Origin of the sequence: Aequorivita vitellina (assembly GCF_022008365.1) — a bacterium.
Taxonomy (GTDB): Bacteria; Bacteroidota; Bacteroidia; order Flavobacteriales; family Flavobacteriaceae; genus Aequorivita; species Aequorivita vitellina.
This window is the reverse complement of the sequence record NZ_JAIRBA010000022.1, coordinates 1-20,498: the sequence shown is the minus strand read 5'-3', so window position 1 is coordinate 20,498 and position 20,498 is coordinate 1. Positions and strand designations below refer to the sequence as shown.

At 36.5% G+C, this 20,498-nt stretch carries 18 protein-coding genes and 1 other RNA gene; 16 read left to right on the top strand and 3 right to left on the bottom strand.

What is annotated here, in order from left to right:
* The first annotated feature begins 135 nt into the window (after positions 1–135).
* From K8089_RS11200 to K8089_RS11150, 11 genes are all read left to right on the top strand, one after another.
* A complete protein-coding gene (locus K8089_RS11200; protein WP_237603380.1) occupies positions 136–1,527 on the top strand; it encodes a T9SS type A sorting domain-containing protein in 1,392 nt (463 codons plus the stop codon).
* Positions 1,528–1,604: 77 nt separating this feature from the next.
* Positions 1,605–1,850: a hypothetical protein gene (locus K8089_RS11195; protein ID WP_237603379.1), complete on the top strand. Its 246-nt coding sequence runs from the start codon at positions 1,605–1,607 to the stop codon at positions 1,848–1,850.
* Between the two features lie 319 nt (positions 1,851–2,169).
* Positions 2,170–2,988: a 3-deoxy-8-phosphooctulonate synthase gene (gene kdsA / locus K8089_RS11190; protein ID WP_237603378.1), complete on the top strand. Its 819-nt coding sequence runs from the start codon at positions 2,170–2,172 to the stop codon at positions 2,986–2,988.
* Positions 2,989–3,429: 441 nt separating this feature from the next.
* Complete coding sequence (locus K8089_RS11185; RefSeq protein WP_237603377.1) at positions 3,430–4,038, top strand: hypothetical protein; 609 nt, start codon at positions 3,430–3,432, stop codon at positions 4,036–4,038.
* Between the two features lie 2 nt (positions 4,039–4,040).
* Complete coding sequence (locus tag K8089_RS11180) at positions 4,041–4,337, top strand: winged helix-turn-helix domain-containing protein (RefSeq protein WP_237603376.1); 297 nt, start codon at positions 4,041–4,043, stop codon at positions 4,335–4,337.
* Between the two features lie 82 nt (positions 4,338–4,419).
* Positions 4,420–4,734, top strand: coding sequence for a hypothetical protein (locus tag K8089_RS11175; RefSeq protein ID WP_237603375.1), 315 nt, complete (start codon positions 4,420–4,422; stop codon positions 4,732–4,734).
* Between the two features lie 79 nt (positions 4,735–4,813).
* Positions 4,814–6,163 carry a cell envelope integrity protein CreD gene (gene creD / locus K8089_RS11170; protein ID WP_237603374.1) on the top strand — a complete coding sequence of 450 codons (1,350 nt, stop codon included), beginning with the start codon at positions 4,814–4,816 and terminating at the stop codon, positions 6,161–6,163.
* Between the two features lie 72 nt (positions 6,164–6,235).
* Entirely contained in the window at positions 6,236–6,628 is a 393-nt protein-coding gene (locus K8089_RS11165) for a ribosomal maturation YjgA family protein (protein WP_237603373.1), read from the top strand.
* Entirely contained in the window at positions 6,600–7,268 is a 669-nt protein-coding gene (locus K8089_RS11160; RefSeq protein WP_237603372.1) for a DUF1361 domain-containing protein, read from the top strand. The genes K8089_RS11165 and K8089_RS11160 overlap by 29 nt, the downstream gene beginning before the upstream one ends.
* 57 nt (positions 7,269–7,325) lie before the next feature.
* Positions 7,326–9,293 (top strand): DUF3857 domain-containing protein, encoded by a 1,968-nt coding sequence (locus K8089_RS11155; RefSeq protein ID WP_237603371.1) that lies wholly within the window; start codon positions 7,326–7,328, stop codon positions 9,291–9,293.
* Between the two features lies 1 nt (position 9,294).
* Complete coding sequence (locus K8089_RS11150; protein WP_237603370.1) at positions 9,295–11,265, top strand: DUF3857 domain-containing protein; 1,971 nt, start codon at positions 9,295–9,297, stop codon at positions 11,263–11,265.
* Positions 11,266–11,288: 23 nt separating this feature from the next.
* Here the strand turns inward: K8089_RS11150 and K8089_RS11145 are convergent, their stop codons facing one another.
* Positions 11,289–12,500, bottom strand: a complete 1,212-nt coding sequence (locus K8089_RS11145; protein WP_262913925.1) for an NAD(P)-dependent oxidoreductase — start codon at positions 12,498–12,500, stop codon at positions 11,289–11,291.
* 125 nt (positions 12,501–12,625) lie between these two features.
* On the opposite strand from K8089_RS11145, the gene ssrA reads away from it, so the two are divergent.
* The 5 genes from ssrA (at position 12,626) to K8089_RS11120 (ending at position 18,077) form a co-directional block, all read left to right on the top strand.
* Positions 12,626–13,039, top strand: a transfer-messenger RNA (tmRNA) gene (gene ssrA / locus K8089_RS11140).
* 546 nt (positions 13,040–13,585) lie between these two features.
* Positions 13,586–14,074: a YqiA/YcfP family alpha/beta fold hydrolase gene (locus K8089_RS11135; RefSeq protein ID WP_237603369.1), complete on the top strand. Its 489-nt coding sequence runs from the start codon at positions 13,586–13,588 to the stop codon at positions 14,072–14,074.
* Between the two features lie 526 nt (positions 14,075–14,600).
* A complete protein-coding gene (locus tag K8089_RS11130; RefSeq protein ID WP_237603368.1) occupies positions 14,601–15,137 on the top strand; it encodes a hypothetical protein in 537 nt (178 codons plus the stop codon).
* 97 nt (positions 15,138–15,234) lie between these two features.
* Positions 15,235–15,738, top strand: coding sequence for a GreA/GreB family elongation factor (locus K8089_RS11125; RefSeq protein ID WP_237603367.1), 504 nt, complete (start codon positions 15,235–15,237; stop codon positions 15,736–15,738).
* A 170-nt stretch (positions 15,739–15,908) separates the two neighbouring features.
* Positions 15,909–18,077 (top strand): S46 family peptidase, encoded by a 2,169-nt coding sequence (locus K8089_RS11120; protein WP_237603366.1) that lies wholly within the window; start codon positions 15,909–15,911, stop codon positions 18,075–18,077.
* Positions 18,078–18,155: 78 nt separating this feature from the next.
* Here K8089_RS11120 and K8089_RS11115 read toward each other — a convergent pair whose 3' ends face one another.
* On the bottom strand, positions 18,156–20,276 hold the full coding sequence (locus tag K8089_RS11115) for a M3 family metallopeptidase (RefSeq protein WP_237603365.1): 2,121 nt from the start codon (positions 20,274–20,276) through the stop codon (positions 18,156–18,158).
* Between the two features lie 128 nt (positions 20,277–20,404).
* Positions 20,405–20,498 (bottom strand): T9SS type A sorting domain-containing protein (locus K8089_RS16705; RefSeq protein ID WP_407932391.1); only part of this gene is annotated, 94 nt, incomplete at its 5' end.

The window sequence follows — 20,498 nt, the reverse complement described above, 5'->3', positions numbered from 1 at the left end:
AGTTACTCCTTTTTTTAAGAGGGTGCAAAAGTAGTGTTTCTAAGTGGATTAGAAGTAAAAGATGATATTTTATTTTTCATAAAAAAATTAGAATTAACTGTCTAAAAACAATATATTTATGTTAAATATTTAATTATGAAGGCAAAGCTACTCTTTACACTTTTAATCTTGTGGACAATTTCTGGGTTTTCGCAGCGGTTTGGAGAACAGCAACTTATTTCTACAGAGACCGAAAAATCATATTTATCCATTCCTTTTGATATTGACAACGATGGTTTTATAGATGTTCTAACCGCATCGGGTGAAACATACGAACTTAGTTGGTATAAAAACCTAGATGGCGCCGGAAACTTCGGAAGCGAAAATGTGATTGATGGAACAAGTGCTTTCTATCTTTCAGTTGAGTTTGTGGATTTAGATAATGACGGAGATAAAGATATACTTTACCTAAGAAACAATCCTCGGCAGGTAGTCTGGGTTGAAAACCTTGATGGAGCCGGTAATTTTGGCGCAGTACAAATAGTAATGGAAGAAGATTTTATTGGAAATATTAAATCTATTGATATGGACAATGATGGCGATTTAGATTTATTGGCGACGCTAACAGATACTTTTACAGGATGGATAGTTTGGTACGAAAACATTGATGGACAAGGTGCATTTGGACCACAAGCGTTATTAATAGACAACCCAAATGAATTTGCTAAAATAGCATTGGAGGATATTGATAATGATGGGCTTTTGGATATTCTTGCCACAGAGTATGTCTATAGCCAAGGCAAGATTTTTTGGCATAAAAATATGGGCAATGGCAGCCTCGGCCCGATGCAAATTATCTACCAATTTAATTGGGCGCAGTCTGGTGGTACTAATATTGTTGAATTTCAATATGCAGATATCAATACAGATGGAAAAAAGGATCTCATTATAACTTCTATAGATGACAATTCCTTTATAAACACCTATTGGCTTGAAAATTTGGACAACCAAGGAAACTTTGGAGACCTCCAATTTATAATGGATACGCATGATCAATATCTTTTTTATGATCTTGACAATGATAGCGATAACGACATGTTATTATGGAATAGATACGCAGACAAGATTTCTTGGAAGGAAAATGAAGATGGACAAGGTACTTTTGGAACACCTAATATAATTACTTTGGCAGTCGATTTTGTAAGTGATGCCAAAGCCGCAGATTTTAACGGTAACGGTTGGTTAGATATTGTTTCTGCATCTAGCGGCGATAACAAATTAACTTGGTATACAAACAACACCTTGGGTATTTCAGAAAATGAAGTTTCCAACTACCAGGTTTATCCAAATCCAACCAACGGTCTTCTTTATATAAAATCAAAACAACCTATTTCACAAGTTTCAGTATTTAATATATTGGGGCAATTGGTTGAAACAACTTCAAAAAACAAACAAGTTGACCTTTCAAAAACAAAATCGGGGGTTTATCTTTTGCAGGTTGAAAGTGACAATGGAGATTTACAGACTTTTAAAATTGTGAAGAAATAGTTTCCAAAAGATTCAAAACCATATTCCTTAAAATGTTTATAGCTTTAATTCATATCTTTGTGTAAATACTTTGGGAAATGGAAATTTCAGATTTAAAAAAGAAAATAATTTTTAGAATAAATACCTCCGATAAAAATACCTTATTGGCAGTAGATCAGGTGTTGGATAATTTGGAACAAAGCCAAGAAGATTTTTTTAAAACTCTTACCCCAGAAGTTCACGAATTATTATTGAAATCCCTTAAACAAATTGAAAACGGTGAAATATACACCAATAATCAAGTAAGAGAAATGACCAGAAAAAAATATGGATTTAAGCGATGAACGAATAATCTGGGAGCTAACTGGCATTAAAATCTTATTGGCAAGAGCTAGATTTCATCTTTAATAAATGGGGGATTCACGAAGCTGATAAATTTGAAATTCTCGTGAATGATTATTTACTGACTCTCTCATCTGGTATAATTCCTAGTAGATATTCTGAAAAAAAAATCATTTCACTCCTTTGTTATTTCAAAACAAACTACGTTGTATTTTAGATTAATAAACGACAAAAAAATTGAACTCCTATTATTCTGGAACAACCAAAAAAACCCAAAAAAACTGAGCACAATACTTACAAATCTTTAGACTATACAAGAAAATGCAACTACATAAAATCCCAAAAATAAAACATACAAACACTAACAATTTTTTCCTGCTTGCTGGCCCCTGCGCTATTGAAAGCGAAGAAATGGCGCTGCAAATAGCAGAGAAAATTGTGAAGATTACCGGTAAACTTGAAATTCCTTTCATCTTTAAAGGCAGTTTTAAAAAAGCAAACCGCAGCCGGATTGACAGCTTTACAGGAATAGGTGATGAAAAGGCTTTAAAAATTCTTCAAAAAGTTTCCGAAACTTTTGACGTTCCCACCGTAACAGATATTCACGAAGTAAGCGACGCCGAAATGGCTGCACAATTTGTAGATGTGTTACAAATACCCGCATTTTTAGTGCGCCAAACCGATTTGGTGGTAGCCGCAGCAAAAACTGGAAAAGTTGTAAACTTAAAAAAGGGACAATTTATGAGCCCCGAAAGTATGAAACACGCCGTTACAAAAGTAACCGATTGCGATAACGAACAAGTACTAATTACTGATCGTGGTACTATGTTCGGCTACCAAGATATGATTGTAGATTTTCGCGGTATCCCAACCATGAAACAATATGCACCCGTAGTTTTAGATGTAACGCACAGCTTACAGCAACCCAACCAAAGCGCTGGCGTTACGGGTGGAAGACCCGAAATGATTTCTACTATTGCGCGTGCCGGAATTGCAACAGGCGCAGATGGAATTTTTATTGAAACCCATTTTGACCCTGCAAACGCAAAAAGCGATGGCGCCAATATGCTAAATTTAAACTTGCTTGAAAAACTACTAACAGATTTGGTTGCTATTCGAAAAACGATCCTTACACTTTAAATATTTTTGTAATTCTCAAACTGTAAAGCGCCCTGCTATCTATTGATGGCAGGGCGCTTTGGCTAAAACAAAACTTTATAAAGCTCTCATTTTAATCGTATATAAATTTCGGGATGAAATACATGTTAATCAAGAAGTATTTCCCGAATTTTTTAATGCTAAAGTGTCAACGAAATAACAAAAGCTGTTTCCAAGTGAGAAACAGCTTTTGAGTCATGGTTTAAATTAACTCCCCAATTAATTCAGAGTATAAAGATGCGAAGAAGTATTGTATCAATCAAGAGGAAAAAACCTGATATTACAGGGGATTTTCCCCTTTTTATTTTGTAAGACCATTCTTACTTTTTACAATCCAGTCAAAACCTTTATAAAAAGTATTCAATAAATAAATTTGGTTGTGAAATAAATTTGCACTTACTTTGTTTTTCAAAGTACTTTATTATGAGTGAGCAAGATTATTTAAAAGACATCAGCGAAATTAAAAATTTAATGAACCGCTCGTCTCGGTTTATTTCACTTAGCGGCCTCTCCGGAATTTTCGCAGGGCTCTACGCCATCGTTGGAGCCGTTATAGCGTATGTGTATCTTTTCCCCGCACCGGGCGAATTTATAACACTTCGCAGTTGGAATTTTAAACTGCTTGTAGCACTTTTAGCTCTGGTAGCAATATTTAGCGTAGTAACCGCGTATCTACTAACCACAAGAAAAGCAAAAAAGAATAACGAAAAAATTTGGGACACAACCACTCGCCGACTGCTGTTAAACTTCCTAATTCCATTGGTAACCGGCGGAATCTATATCATCATAAAAATAAATAGTGAGCACTACGGCCTCACTGCAGCGCTAATGCTTATTTTTTACGGTCTCGCGCTAGTAAATGCTTCAAAATACACCATTGGAAACGTAAAATATCTGGGGTATGCTCAAATAGTTATCGGACTTATTTGCGCAGCATTTCCTGGCTACGGTCTTTGGTTTTGGATTTTGGGCTTTGGTATTTTCCACATTCTATACGGCAGCATTATGTATCTTAACGAAAGAAAAAGCTAAACGTGGGCATTATAGACAACATAAATAAACTTTTTGATCATCGTATCCGGCTGGGTATAATGAGCATACTTGTGGTAAACGAAGATGCAGATTTTAACCGGCTAAAGGAACTGCTGGACGTTACAGATGGCAATCTTGCCAGCCACATAAAAGCCTTAGAACAAGCCGAATATATTTTAGTTGAAAAAAGTTTTATAGGAAGAAAACCGAACACCAGTTACAGCGCCACCAAACTTGGAAAAGCTGCGTTTAAAAAACATATTGACGCCTTGGAAAAACTTATAGGAAAAACCAACTAACAAATTTTAATTAAAGAATGTAACATCTATTTTTCATACGTATTACAGAAAAAACGCTATTAATTTTTAAAATCCGCAAAATATGAACCCGAAAAAAAACAAAACGGAACATAGAGCAAACAAAAGACTACTCGCGATGGTAGTTACTGCAGCTCTATTATTGATAGTTCCACTAATAGCAATGCAATTTACAGAACAAGTTAATTGGCACTTTGCAGACTTTGCAGTCATGGCAATTTTGTTATTTGGTGTTGGGCTTAGCTGCGAACTCGTTTTGAGAAAGTTTAAAAAACCAATCTTTCGAATTTGTTTATGCGTGTTTCTGTTTATCGCGTTTTGCTTGATTTGGGTTGAATTGGCCGTGGGTATTTTTGGGTCTCCCTTTGCAGAATCTTAATTTAAAAACTTTTTCTTACACTTATACTTTGTATTTCAAAGTACTTTATAATTAACTATTCACTTTAAAACTAAAAATTATGGAACAGAAAAAAAGTAAATTAAACCATTGGATGCGAAACTCAATTACCGCCAGAATGTTTGTGGTTGGGTTTTTATTATTGGTGTTGCTAATACCGCTGAAATTTGTGAAAGCGCTAATTAACGAAAGAGCCAGCAGACAAGAAGCCGTTGTGAAAGAAATAAATGAAAAGTGGGGAAATGAAGTGCTGCTCTCCGGCCCCATTGTAAAAATTCCCTATAAAGTAATTTCGGAAGAAAAAATCTTTAACCAAAAAAGCAACTCCTATTTTACTAAAACAAAGGAAACCATAAAAAACGCCTACTTTTTACCAGACAAATTAAACATCGCATCGCAGGTGGAAACTAAGCCGCTAAACCGAAGTATTTATCAATCTGTGGTATATTCCGCAGCTATTGATGTGACGGGAAAATTTCCTAAAATCGATTTTTCAGAAACCGATATTCTCGACGAAAATATTCTGTGGGAAAAAGCTACAGTGCTTTTAAAAACTTCAAATTTAAAGGGAATAAAAACCACTCCAATTGTGAATCTTGCTTCGGAAACTTTAATAATGATACCCCAATATTCAACCGAATACTTAAGCACAATACAAAGCAATTACATTCCAAATGCCAAGGAAATATTTGCAACTTCGCATCCGTTTTCCTTCAACCTAAAGATTAACGGCAGCGAAAGCCTGAAGTTTTTACCAATAGGAAAAGAGACCGATGCTACAATGAAATCTAATTGGCACTCCCCCAGTTTTGACGGCAATTTTTTACCCGAAGACACCAATAAAGAAATAAGTGAAGACGGCTTTTCAGCCTCTTGGCGCGTGCTTCAAATAAACCGTCAGTTTGAGCAGTCGTTTTTTGGGCATCTCCCAAATCTCTCTGCCTCGGCTTTTGGCACAAAACTAATAATCCCCGTTGACGAATACCAAAAAAGTGAACGTACCGCAAAATATGGATTTATGGTAATTGGCTTAACATTGCTGGTATTTTTGTTAATCCAATTGGTAAGTAAAATCTACATTCATCCGTTTCAATATGTAATGATTGGTCTGGCATTAGTGATGTTTTATACGTTGCTTATTTCAATTTCTGAACACAGTAATTTTTTTAAAGCGTATTCCATTGCAGCCGTCGCTGTACTCGCATTAATTACAATTTACTCGCGTGCCATATTAAAGGGGTTTAAATTTCCGCTGCTTATTTGCGCTTCTTTGGCTTCGTTGTATGGCTTTATTTATGTAATTATTCAATTGGAAAATTATGCGCTTTTGGTTGGCAGCATCGGACTTTTTATAATCTTAACAACAATTATGTTCGCCTCTCGAAAAATTGATTGGAATAATGAAAGTTAATATTGTAAATACATAATAAAAATTGAACCTCGCGGGTTTTTAATCTGTGAGGTTTTAATCAATATTGAAGAAATGCACATTTTCAGAAATAGTTATTTTTATTCAACATTACTGCTACTCGCTGTAGAAATTTGCATCGCCAAGTTTCACTTTAATCCTTTTGTAAGAGGGTTTTTAGGAGATATTTTGGTTGTCCTGCTCATGTATACATTCCTGAAAATTTTCATCAAAAACAACATTTTTAAAATTGCGACTTCCGTTTTGGCATTCGCCTATTTTGTAGAATTTCTTCAGCTTTTTAAGCTGGCTGAAAAACTTCAAATCACCTCTGAAATATTGTTGATAATCCTAGGTTCGGTGTTTGACCCTTGGGATCTCGCAGCCTATTTTCTTGGCTTTTTACTTATTCTTTTAATTGAAAAAACCTTTACTAAAAATGAAGACAATAAAAACATTTCTCTTTAATCGTTTCAATATACTTTTTCCCCTTTTGTCGTTAACAGCTTTGTGTATTATTCTGCTTGCCATTCGCTCAAAAAGCACACATTCCTTTTTCTATCTTTTTTTAGCGTGGAATTTATTTCTCGCCATGGTTCCGTTTTTTATTTCCCTGTACGCAAAAACCCGGGTGCCGTTAAAAAAACACAAGCTCTATTTGCTGCTTTTGCTGTGGTTGCTTTTTCTTCCAAATGCACCTTATATACTAACAGATTTAATCCACTTGCGTTTAAGCCCAATTAAATGGCTAGGTTTTGACGCTTTTATGATTGCCCTTTTCGCTATTACGGGTCTTGCATTTTACTTGTATTCGGTAAAAGATATTGAAGAAGTGCTTTATAATCATTTCAACCGAAAAGTGACTTCAGTATTTTTAGTTACCCTTCCGTTTTTAGTGGGATTCGGTATTTATTTAGGGCGTGTATTACGCTGGAATTCGTGGGATATTCTTCATAACCCAAGCGATCTTTTTACAGATATTTTTGAAATTTTTACAAATCCCATCATTCATTTTGAAGCGTGGTTGTTCACTTTTTTAATAGGATTATTATTAAAACTTTGTCGCTGGGCTTCCGAAAAATTTCTTTTCAACCGTATTGGTGTCTAATGGTTTTATATTTCCAATAATTATTCTACTTTGCAAAATAAAATACAACCCCTCACTATGTCCTTGCGCTTTCTTTTATTAGTTACGCTTCTATTTTCATTAAGTAGCACCTATTCGCAAGAACGTCGAACTGCCAAATTTGGGGAGCCTACCGAAAGTGAGTTGGCGATGAATATTTACGAAAAAGACACCACGGCCGCCGCGGTTGTTTTGTATGAGCAGGGATATTATTACTACGATGCGGTTGGTGATTATATTAAATTAATTAAAGAGGTTCATCGAAAAATAAAAGTTTTTAATTCAAAATCTTTTGAATATGGTACGGTAGAAATTCCATTGTTTAGCTTGGATGGCACAAGGGAAAAAGTAAAAAACCTAAACGCATGGACTTATAATGGAAATACCAAAACTAGAGTTACCTCGGATGCGGTATTCATAACTTCCGATCCAGGAATTGGAACGGTTTGCAAGGTTGTTTTTCCCAATGTATCAAATGGTAGTATTATAGAATACGTATATAAAATTGAATCTCCTTTCCTCTTTAATTTTTATGGTTGGCATTTTCAAAGTGACCTGCCTAAAATTTATAGTGAATTTTTATTCAAAATACCGATCGAGTATCAATTTGAAAATGTTCTTTATGGAAAGCATCCTTTATATTTAAACATATCTCAAGTTACAGATGATTGTTTACAAACAAAATTCAACACGATGATTATTGCGTGCCCAATTACATTATATGCAATGATAGATATACCAGCATTTAATGAAGAGGATTATATGCTTTCTTCTAAAAATTACATTTCACGAGTAGAATTTGAGCCTAAAGAACTTTTCGCAGTATCTGGGTGGAGCAAATCCAAAAAATTCACTAAGGAATGGAAAGACGTTGACAAGTTTATAAGAAAAGGAGAAATGGGTCGTCAACTCAAAAACTCCAAATATTTTAAGGAAAATCTACCAGATTCAATACTAGCTAAAACCAACGCTCTCGAAAAAGCAAAAGCAATCTATAGTTTTATTCAAAATCACTACACTTGGAACGGTACTTTTTACAGTTCCGAAACAGAGGTAAAAGATGCTTTTGACGATAAAAAAGGTAGCATTCCAGAAATTAATCTTTCCTTGATAAACGCATTAGAAGCAGCTGGATTGGACGCAAAATTGATGTTACTTTCAACAAGACAAAATGGTCTGCCTACCACGCTTTATCCAGTGATGACAAAGTTTAATTATACAATTGCAGTGTTAAAAATTGCAGATCAAACTTACTTATTAGACGCAACAGATAAACAAGCCCCATTCGGTGTAATTCCGTTTCACGCCTTAAACGTACAAGGCCGTGTGATGGACTTCAAAAAAGGAAGCTATTGGCTGCCAATTGAACCTTTTAAACAAAATATTTATTACGTAAATGCACAAATTACCGCTACCACTGACGGGGATTTTACAGGAAAAGTTTCACAAGCAAGTTATGGTTATATAGGTTTAAAAAAAAGAAGCCTAATTGAAGAAAAAACTTTAGATACTTATATTAAAACTGAAGGAAATGATAAGGCAGGCGTAGAAATTCAGGATTACCAAGTAGCAGATTTAAATAGTATTGAAAAACCGCTCAAAGAAAACTACAGTGTTTTAATAGCGCCAGAAACGGTAGGTGATAAAGTAATTCTATACCCGTTTTTCAACAAAACCTATATTTCTGAAAATCCCTTTAAATTAAAGGAACGAAATTACCCGATAGATTTCGGCTTTCCATTCACAAACACCTATTTACTTTCCATAGATTTGGGAAGTGTTTACGAAGTAGAACAATTACCCCAAAGCCGCAGCATAAAACTGCCAGGGGAAGATGGCGAGTGTTCGGTAACCTACATTTCTGAAGGGAATAAAATAAAAATTCGTTTTAATATGAAGCTAAACGAATACCGCTTTCCACCTGCCGCATATCAATCTTTAAAAGAATATTTCGGCACTATGATTACTATCTTAAAAAAAGAATCCATCATTTTAAAAAAACTATAAAATGAATTTAAAATCGCTCCTCATTATTTGTTTCACACTACATGTTACAATCAGCAATTCGCAAATCACCCAATCACCTCATATTTTTGGCGAGCCAATGGCTTCAGAATACGCTATGACCAATTATCCGTTAGACCCGGAAGCCAACGGCGTGGTGCTTTATGAAAGAGGAAACTACACCGTTGATGCCGCCGATGGTTATATTCGGCTTTTCAAAGAAGTGCACCGAAAAATAAAAGTATTCAATGCTAAAAATTTTGAGTACGATTATATTGAAATTGGCTACTATCGCGATGGAAATGTGCGCGAAAATGTTAAAGATTTAAAAGCAATTACACATAATGGCAAGTCGAAAGTTTATGTGAGCGAGGACGCCGTTTTCGATACGGACGAAAGTGATCATTGGTCGCTTAAAAAATTTACCTTTCCAAATGTGCAGGACGGAAGTATTCTTGAATATACCTATAGAATTGAAACGCCCTATTTCCACAATTTGGGAGGTTGGTCGTTTATGAATGAGCTGCCAACTGTTTATTCTGAATTTCACACTGAAATCCCTGGAAACTACACGTATAACAGAACGATGTACGGCGACCGAAAACTAGATGTAAATCATGCCGAAATTAAGAAAAATTGCTTCCAACTACGAGGTTTTAAAGTGCCTGGCGATTGCGAATCGGCTACGTATGTAATGAAAGCGGTGCCAGCTTTTAAAGAAGAAAAGTACATGCTCTCAGGCGATAATTATAAAGCTTCTATAAAATTTGAACTTCGGAATGTTGTTCACGTTGACGAAAGCAAAACAAATTTCTCAAAAACTTGGGATGACGTGGATAAAAATTTTAAATACGATAAAGATTTAGGGCGTCAATTAAAATACGATGGTTTTTTTGAAGAGCAGCTTCCCGCAAATGTGAAACATATTACAGACGATTTGGAGCGTGCAAAGGCAGTTTATTATTTCATTCAACAAAAGATGGCTTGGAATAAAGAAAGAAGAATTTTAAGCGATATTCGTGTAAAAGATGCTTTTGAAAAAAAATTTGGCAATAGTTCCGAAATAAATTTAAGCCTTATAAATGCTTTGGAGGCAGTGGGATTAAATCCAAAAATAATGCTTTTGGCAACCCGAGACGACGCACAACCTACCAAGCAATATCCGGTATTGACAGATTTTAATTACGCTGCGGTTTTTTTAAACATCAACAATAAAAAGTACATACTGGATGCCACGGACAAACACACGCCTTTTGGGGTGCTTCCATTTCGTCTTTTAAATATCGAGGGGCGCGTTTTCGATTTTAAAAAAGGTAGTTTTTGGGAGCCCATCACGCCTTTTGACAGAAACATGCATTATGTAAATATGCAATTAACCGCTAATGAAAACGGTGAGTTTTCAGGAAAAGTGAACGAGGTTTCCACCGGCTATATTGCGGTGCCAAAACGAAGCGAAAACAACAATGTTGTAAAAGAACAAGTTGTTAAAAGGAAGCAGAGCAAAAACGAAGCTTTAGACATTTCTAACCTTCAGATTGAAAACGAAACCGATTTAGAGCAGCCGTATAAAGAAAGTTACGACCTTGTAATTTACGAGCAGCCTGTGGGCGATAAGCTATTTGTTTATCCTTTTTTGTTTCAAACTTATTTTACTGAAAATCCTTTCACCAAAGAAACGCGCAAATATCCCATAGATTTTGGATTTCCGGTGATTAACAACTATTTAATTTCCATAGATGTTGCAGACCAATACGAAATATTAAAAACACCCGGAAATAAAATTATAAAACTTCCAAATAACGATGGTGAGTTTTCTGTGGTTTACGATGTTTCTGGCAGTAAAGTAAATATTAGACTAAGCGTAAAACTGAACACAACTAATTTTTCAATAGAAGCATATCCAGCTTTGCGCCAATTCTTTGAAACGCTAATTAAAATTCAAAACGAAGAACCTATTGAGCTAAAGAAAATCTAGAGCGCAACTGGTTGCAAAATTTGTTAATCTGCTTCTTCAATATAATCTTGTAAATACGAAAATCTCGGAGTAAGTTTTCCGGCTGCGGTCATTTTAGCGCGTTCTAAAATACCATTTTTATCACCGTTAAAAAATGCGGGGATTACATGGTATAAAAACATTTCGCCAAAACCTTCGCTGGCATCTTTTGGCAATTCGCACGGCAAGTTATCTACCGCCATTACCATAATAGCGTCCGGCGCATCAAAAGCTGTTTCACTTTCAGTTTGTGGGTTGTAGCCGTAAAAAGGATTGGCAATGGTTGAAGATCGCAAAGTACAAGCAATTGGGCCGTCAACATCGCAGGAAACATCCGCCACTAGGTTTATTTTAAAATCTGGGTTTTTAGCGTCTTCGCGTGTAAACAGATATGGCGCTCCGTTTCCGTAAAAGTGGCCGGTGATAAACATATCGCTCACTTTGGCATATTTCATAAAATCGCTTTCGTAATTAGACGGGTCTTTATAAAATTCCTTCTTGCTAAAAGCACCCCCATCTTTCCGTTTATTGTACTCCGAAACGTCTATTAGGCAATAAACTGGCTCGTCAAATTCTTTTGAAAGATATTTAGCATCGGTAACTTCACGAATTTTTAAGTGATCTAAAATCTCCTTTGCCCCTTTGGTTACCTTTCCTGTGCCCGATAAAATTATTTTCATTTTGGGAATGGTAATTTTATCCAATTCGGCTTTTACCGCTTCCAAATCGGGAAGGTTTTCAACTTTGGGAAGTTCAAACAAATTGTCGCGTAAGCCCAATCCTCTAAAACCATTGTATGCGCCAACCAAGCCAGCGTAATACCCAAAACCAATTAACCGCCTATTGGCTTTATTCACGATGGTTTCGTGGTCGTACATTTCAATATATTTATTGAGCATGGCCTTCAACAGTTTTCTATTGTAAGGCTGTTTTTTAATAGTGTGACTAAAGTAAAAGTATTTTTTATTCGGAATTAAAGCGTTTACAGGCACTTCTTTTACGCCCAGCATTACGTCTGCTTCTGAAACGTCTTCCATTACCTCAAACCCTGCTTCGCGATACGCTTCATCGGTAAAAATGCGAATGTCTGAACTTTCAACGATTATTTTAGCATCGGGAAATTTTAATATGACTTCTTGGCACTTTTCTGGTGAAAAAACTACCCGACGATCTGGCGGGTTTTTGCGTTCTTTGATAATAGCAAAGGTTATAGGCATATGGTATGTTTTTTGAATAGATTAAAGCGATGCCAAAGATAGGGTTTTTCATGTATCTTTGCACCTCTTTAGATGTGAGACGTGAACTGCTTACTGCTACTGAACGTTGAACATTAAAGAAAAAAGGGGCCGACTGGTTTTGACAGCGGGTCTAATTGTATTGTAAGCATGCCGAGCGCTGGGATATAGCTCGTAAATATCATATTTCACACTTTTTAAACGGCGAGAATAACTACGCCCTAGCTGCATAATCCGAATCATAGTAGGATGTGCCTCGGCCCACAAGGTGGGCAAGCAGGAAGTCACTCAACGGCCTTGGTTTACGGCGGTTGACATAGTGGCTTCGTAAAAGTAAACCTAGCTCTGTTAGTGCTTTGATGACAGGGTAAATGCCGATAACTATCGGCACAAGTAAAGCTAAGGAGTGCGTTGGTAGTTTTCGACCGGCAATCTCTCGAAAATCTAAATGAAAACTAAGCATGTAGAAAGCATTATAATTGCTTGTTTGGACGGGAGTTCGAATCTCCCCGGCTCCACAATTAAACGTGCTTGCGCACGTGGATTAAAACATAAAAATCTGCCAAACATTTTTGTTTGAGCAGATTTTTGGTTTAAGACACAGGGATGTTTTTCACATCCCGAAGGTGTGCACTCACATTTACGGGATGGGAACTCAAGAGATCACATTTATTTGTAATCTCCCCAGCTCCACCTTTGCTCGCCATAGCTTCGTTTTTTCTACGAAGCGACGGCGAGCTTTTTTATGTTTAGATTTTCTGTCAATTCTGAATATTTATGGAAAACAATTAACAAAGTAATCTTCTCCAAAAGCCTTCTTCATACCAATAACCAATCTTTACAAATCCGCTTCCTAATATTTTGAGTCTGAAAGGTGCAAGTGAACAGATTTATTCAGTAATTTTCAGAAAAATAGGATGGCTAAATTCAGGTTAAAAAAAACTTCTGGTTTTGATGTTTAAAAAGAATAGGGTAACTTAGAAGGTGAAACTCAGAGAACAACTGCAGAATGTGAAATTTGCAGCTAACTAATTGTATTACCTCACCATTTTAAAATAATCTAAATTATGAACATTCTATATTTACACGGTTTAGATGGAGATTTAGCTCCGGAAAAAAGAACCATTTTGGAAGAATATGGCAAAGTTTTTTCTCCAGCAATAGATTACCGAACCGAATACAACAGCATTGAACTGCTCGTAGAACAGTATAAAAATGAAAATATCAAGGTAGTAATTGGCAGTAGCATGGGTGGTTTTGTAGGATACTACATTGCAGATGCGTACAATCTTCCCTCTTTGCTTTTTAATCCGGCGCTTCATACGCGGTCGGTTTTCCAAAAAATTCCAGTTTATAAAAATCCGTATCTCAGCTTTAAACAAATTATATTAGGACTTCACGACGATGTAATAAACCCTAAAAGCACCTTTGCCTTTTTTTCTAAAAACCTTCAGGAGCACACAAATTATCACATTTATGTGCGGCAAGACCTAGGGCATCGTATTCCGGTTGATATTTTTAAACAGGAAATAGAAGCTTTTTTTAAGAAGCTTTAAACTAAAATATTTCTTGAAATTATAACATATTTCATTTGAGTTTCACTTTATATGTTCATAAATTAATCTTTAAAAAATGTAAACGTCTTCTCAAAAATTAAAACGTTCACGCACAAGCAAAATATTTTATGACGAACCCATATATCATTTAATAGTTGAAAAATTTCAATTAAAATCTAATACATATTATCGCATTTCTTATATTTGTTACTTTAGAAAAATTTTTTGATCAATTAGTACGAGCGTAAGATTTTTCCTTAACTGGCAGTATTTCTCCCCAACTGCAGGTGCTTTCATTCATTAAGTACAGCGTAAGTTTTCAAACAGACGAACCAAAAGCTTAATTCAATTAAAGCAGAAAACTTAAAAGTTATTTTATTTCAATGATTGTAGGTCAAACTACAATCTCAATTGCGTGTATTCAACAATTTCATATTGTTAAAAATAGTGACACTGAGTAGAACCGATTGCTATTGCAGTTATTTCTATGCAAATGAATAGTAATTACCCAACAAATATTTGAATTATGGAGACGTTCAAAACAGTTAAATTCGCACTAATTTTAGGTGTTATTTTCTTCGCTAAAACAGCAAAAGCAACTTCGGTCGATTTCGATTTTTATAATGGCGAAAGCTATGCCGCATTGTGTAGTGTAAATGATGCAATGGTAGAAAATGTGAAAATTGTTAGTAAAAATAGTACTCGCGCTAAATTAGTAGCTCAAGACACAACGGGCCAAAAGCTCAATATTGATCAAAATAGAATTAAATTTACTTTGGGCGGGTATGTATATAATTACAATTCTAAAACCAAAATGGGCTGTTTGTTTACCGATCTGGAAATGGTAACCTCACAAATGGTCAATGACATTAGCGACCAACTATCAAACAGTTGTTTTTCAGAAAAATATGGTTTTGGAGTCCATATTTATTTTGGCGAAATCGATCCAAAAAATTATTATAAAAAACCAATTGAAGGCTTACTAATGAATTATTATGGCACCTGGGAAGCTACCAATGGCAATTATGTTTTTCACGTTCAGGAAATCCAACCTTTCTTTTAACAACCTAATTCAAATATTCTTACTTATATAGTCAAAAAAAACATCTGATTGCCCATCTGCACTAAAATTTATAACTTACCTTAAAAAACAATAAGCTATGAGCAGAGGTTTTGTAAAAGAGGGTGATCAAGAAGAAGTGCCAATTATCCCACCGCGAGCAGCACTGCCTGCAGGGGCTACCAATTATGTTACTCCCACGGGAATGGAATTACTGCAAACCGAACGAAAATTTTTGGAAGACGAACGCACTAACTTACCCACTACAGACGAGCAGCAACGACGTGTAGAATTAGCCGTAATCAACGGCAAGCTAGATTTATTAATGGAGCGTATAGCTTCGGCAAGAATTCTAGATCCGTCAACGCAGCCAAAAAATGAAGTGCGCTTTGGCGCTACAGTTACCTATAAAATTTCTACCTCCCCCACTCCCCAAACCTTTCAGATTGTTGGAGTAGATGAGGCTGACATAGCCGAACGTAAAATTGCATTTGTTGCACCAATTGCAGTGGCTTTAACTGGGCATAAAATAGGTGAAATTGTTCCTTTTAAATTGGGTGCCGAAACGAGAGCACTCGAGATTGTGAATATTCAATATGTTTAAAAATTTGATTTTTGCTTCACTTCAAAGAAAATTCTAAATCAACCTTGAATGGCTGAAAATTTCGAATTTAATAATTATTCCTAAAATTTTTCAAGCCTTTAATCACCTTAACTACCAGAATTGACAGGGTATTGTTATCTTGCACGCTATTATTTTAAAAAACAATTATTATGAAATTATTTCGCCTTCTTTTTATCTTTTTATCCGTTCCTCTTTTCGCGCAACAAGGCGGGATGTGGATTCCTTCACTTTTGGAAGGAATGAACGAAACTGAAATGACCAACCTCGGTATGAAAATGACTGCCAAGGATATTTACGACGTTAACAACGCCAGCCTGAAAGATGCTGTGCCACATTTTAATGGCGGATGTACTTCCGAAGTTATAAGTAATAAAGGTCTTTTGCTCACCAATCACCACTGTGGTTATTCGCAGATACAAAGTCACTCTTCATTAGAAAATGATTATTTGGAAGATGGATTTTGGGCGATGAGCTTAAAGGAAGAGCTTCCCAATCCAGGCGTTACCGCAACCTTTATCGTTAAAATTGAAGATGTAACCACCAAAGTTTTGGCAGGCGTTACTGCCGCAATGAGCGAAGCCGATAAACAAAAAAAGATTGAGGAAAATATAGCTGCAACGGTGCAGACTTCTCCCAAAGAAACTTGGCAGGAAAACCGTATTCGTACATTTTATGAAGGCAACCAATACATGCTTTTTGTGGTAGAAACCTTCAAAGACATCCGTTTGGTAGGTGCGCCGCCGTCCTCCATCGGGAAGTTTGGTAGCGATACTGACAACTGGATTTGGCCTAGACACACTGGCGATTTTGCACTTTTCAGAATCTATGCCGACAAAAACAATCGTCCTGCAGCATATTCTGAAGACAATGTGCCTTATACTCCAAAGCACTTCCTACCTATTTCTTTAGATGGTGTTGCTGAAAACGATTTTACTTTGGTATTTGGTTATCCCGGTACTACAGATGAGTATTTACCATCCATCGCTATTGAGCAGGTTATAAACACTGTGAACCCCGCGCGTATCGCCATTCGCGACGCTGCATTGGCTATTCAAGATAAATATATGCGTGCAGATCCACAGATTAAAATTCAATATGCTTCTAAGTTTGCTCGAATCGCGAACTACTGGAAAAAGTGGAAAGGTGAAACGCTTGGTTTAACAAAATCAAACGCAGTTGGAATTAAAAAACAACAGGAAAAAGAGCTTACAGCACAGATAAATAAAAAAGGAAAACAACAGGAATTCGGTCAGCTTTTACCAAAATTCGAAGCATATTATACCGAAATAGAACCCTATACCTTAGCTCGCGAATATTTCCTCGAAACCGTTTTGCGCAATGTTGAATTGCTTCGCACCGGCTATCAAATGTATCAATTGAAACAAGTTTATGAAAACCGAGGCGCACAATCTTTTGACGACCGAAGAAATAATTTGGTTGAAAGACTGGAAGGCCAGTATAAAGATTACAGCAAGCAAGTAGATAAAGAGGTTTTCGAAGCTTTGATAGCCCTTTATGCCGAAGGAGTGCAAGAGCAATTTTTACCCGCTTCCTTTAAAAATTTAAACGCGCAACAACTAACTAATGACGTGTATTCCAATTCTGCTTTTGTAGATTATGCTTCGGTTAAAAAATTATTGGAAGGCGATGCCGAAGAAGTTATTGCAAAGCTAAACAACGACCCAGGTTTTAAAGTTGTTCAAGAAATGGCAGATGCTTATTTTGAAAAAGTAGCTCCAAAATACGAGGCCTTAGATTTAAATATTTCAGGTTTGCAACGCGATTATATGAAAGCTCTGCTAGAATTGAGCCCAAAAGACGCGCGAATTTTTCCGAATGCCAATAGCACACTGCGTGTAACATACGGAAAAGTAGCCGGCTACTCTCCTGCTGATGCTATTTATTACGAACCCGTTACTCATTTGGAAGGAGTAATGCAGAAATACGTCCCCGGCGATTATGAATTTGACGTGCCACAAAAGCTAATCGATCTTTACGAAGCGAAAGACTACGGCCAGTATGCCGAAAACGGCAAGATGGCTGTCAACTTTATTGGTACAAATCACACCACAGGTGGAAACAGCGGAAGCCCTGCCATTGATGCCCACGGAAATTTAATTGGCTTAAACTTCGACCGTGTTTGGGAAGGCACTATGAGCGACTTCTACTACGACCCTGCCCTATCTCGTAACATTATGGTAGATATTCGCTACGTGCTTTTTATAGTTGACAAGTACGCTGGCGCAACAAACCTAATTGATGAGCTGAAGTTGGTTCATCCAAAAAAGGGTAAGAAGAATTCTAAAAAGAAGAAATAAATATCAGGTTGCGCTATTAACCACGAATCCACGAATAATTATAAAAACTATTCGTGGATTTGTGGTTTTCTTTTTTTATTATTTTAACCCGCGCGCCTTTAACATAGGTTCAATTTTTGGCTCGCTACCGCGCCAATCTTTATACATTTTTTCGAGGTTCAACGTGTTTCCTCTGGAAAGAATCATATCTCTAAAACGTTGCCCGTTTTCGCGCGTAAGTCCGCCGTGAGTTTCAAACCAATTGTAAGCATCGTGATGCAACATTTCTGTCCACGAATACGAATAGTAGCCTGCCGCATACCCTCCAGCAAATATATGTGAGAAATAGGTAGAGCGATATCTTGGCGGTACTGCGTGCACCACATCAAGATTGGTTGTGTTTAACGCTTCTTTTTCAAAAGCGTTCACATCTTCAATCTGCTTATCTGCGGCAATAGTGTGCCACTGCATATCTAGATTGCTTGCCGCCAGATTTTCAGTTAAGCTATATCCTTGATTGAAAGTTCCAGAATTTTTTATCTTATCAATTAATTCCTGTGGAATCGGTTCCCCAGTTTTATAATGAAGCGCGTAGTTCTTTAATATTTCTGGATACAGTGCCCAGTTTTCATTAAACTGCGAAGGGAATTCCACAAAATCGCGGGCTACAGCCGTTCCTGATAATGATGGGTATTCTTGGTCTGCGAAAAACCCGTGAAGCGCGTGCCCAAACTCGTGAAACATCGTTTCCACTTCATCATAGGTTAACAAGGCCGGTTCACCTTCTGCAGGTTTTGGATAATTGCAAACATTATAGATTACAGGTTTTTTGTTGTACAACTTAGACTGTGTAACAAAATTACTCATCCAAGCACCACCGCTTTTAGACGGGCGGGCGTAGTAGTCTGCGTAGAAAAGCCCAAGTGGCTCTCCGTCTTCTTCAAACAATTCATAAACCATCACATCTTCGTGATAGGTTGGAATATCTGTTCTGGGTTTATAAGTTATACCGTACAGTTTTTCAGCAGCGTAAAACACACCTTTTTCCAGTACATTCTTCAATTCAAAATACGGCTTAATTTGGTTTTCATCTAAATCGTATTTTTCTTTTCGAACCATTTCGGCGTAGTAGTTCCAATCCCAAGGTTCTAAAGTGAAATCTTGACCTTTAGCCTTTATCATTTGTTGAATTTCATCAGCTTCAGTTTGCGCCTTGGCTGTTGCAGCTGGAATTAACCCGCTGAAAAATTTATTCACATTTTCTGGAGTCTTTGCCATCGTTTTTTGAAGGCTCCATTCTGCATAATTATTAAAGCCTAAAAGTTTTGCTTTTTGAGCACGTACTTCTACTAACTCCTTAATTATTTCTCGGGTATCATATTCGCCGTGGTCTGCCCTGTGCCAAGCTGCCTTAAAAAGTTTTTCTCTACTTGCTCTATTTTCCATAGATTGCAATAAAGGTTGTTGTGTAGTGTTTTGCAACGGAATAGACCAGCCTTTGCCGTCTTCGGATTCTTTAGTTTTTAAGAAATCTTCATCTACACCTGCCAAGTCTTCTTTGTTTGTAAAAATAACTGCGCCTGCATTGTTTGCATCTAGCAGGGTTTTGCCAAACTTTGTAGTTAGCGTGGCTATTTTTTCGTTGAAAGACTTCAGTTTTTCTTTGTCTTCAGCAGAAAGATTAGCACCGGCTATTTCAAAATCTTCGTAATAGTTTTCAAGTAATTTTAAAGATTCGGCATCTAGATTTAGTGTTTCTTTTTTATCATAAAGCGTTTTAAAACGGTTGAACAGGTTTTCGTTCAAATAAATCATATCCTTCTGTGCGGCAAATTTTGGTGCCATTTCGGTTTCTATTGCCCGTAGCGTTTCGTTGGTATTAGCACCAGTAAGTGCGTAAAAAACTTGAGTAGCACGGTCTAAAAGTACGCTGCTTTTTTCAAGAGCGAGCACGGTGTTTTCGAAAGTGGGTTCTTCTTTATTATTTGCAATTTCTTCAACTGCTTTCTTTTGTTGTTCTATACCTTCAAGCATTGCAGGCTTAAAGTTTTCATCTTTTATTTTTGAAAAATCCGGTGCTCCATAAGGCAGCGTACTTTCGGCAAGGAGCGGGTTTTCGGTGTTGTTCATTTCGTCAGTACTTTCAGTTGATTGTTTTTTGGAATCATTGCAGGCCGCAATTAGCAGAACGAGTGCCAAAAAAGGAATTGCTTTTTTCATTGTTGATTATTTTTAAGGAGACGTAAAGATACATAATTAGTATTCTTTATATTCTGAATGTTACAAAATGAAAAACCCCTTCAGCATTTGCCGAAGGGGTCCTCCTATTTTGGTTGGTTATTTGGTGATTACTCTTTAATCAAGCGCTTTACAGTGCTTGCTTTTTCACCAATAATCTGTACCATATAAACGCCAGATGCAAGAGATGAAACATCAACTGCT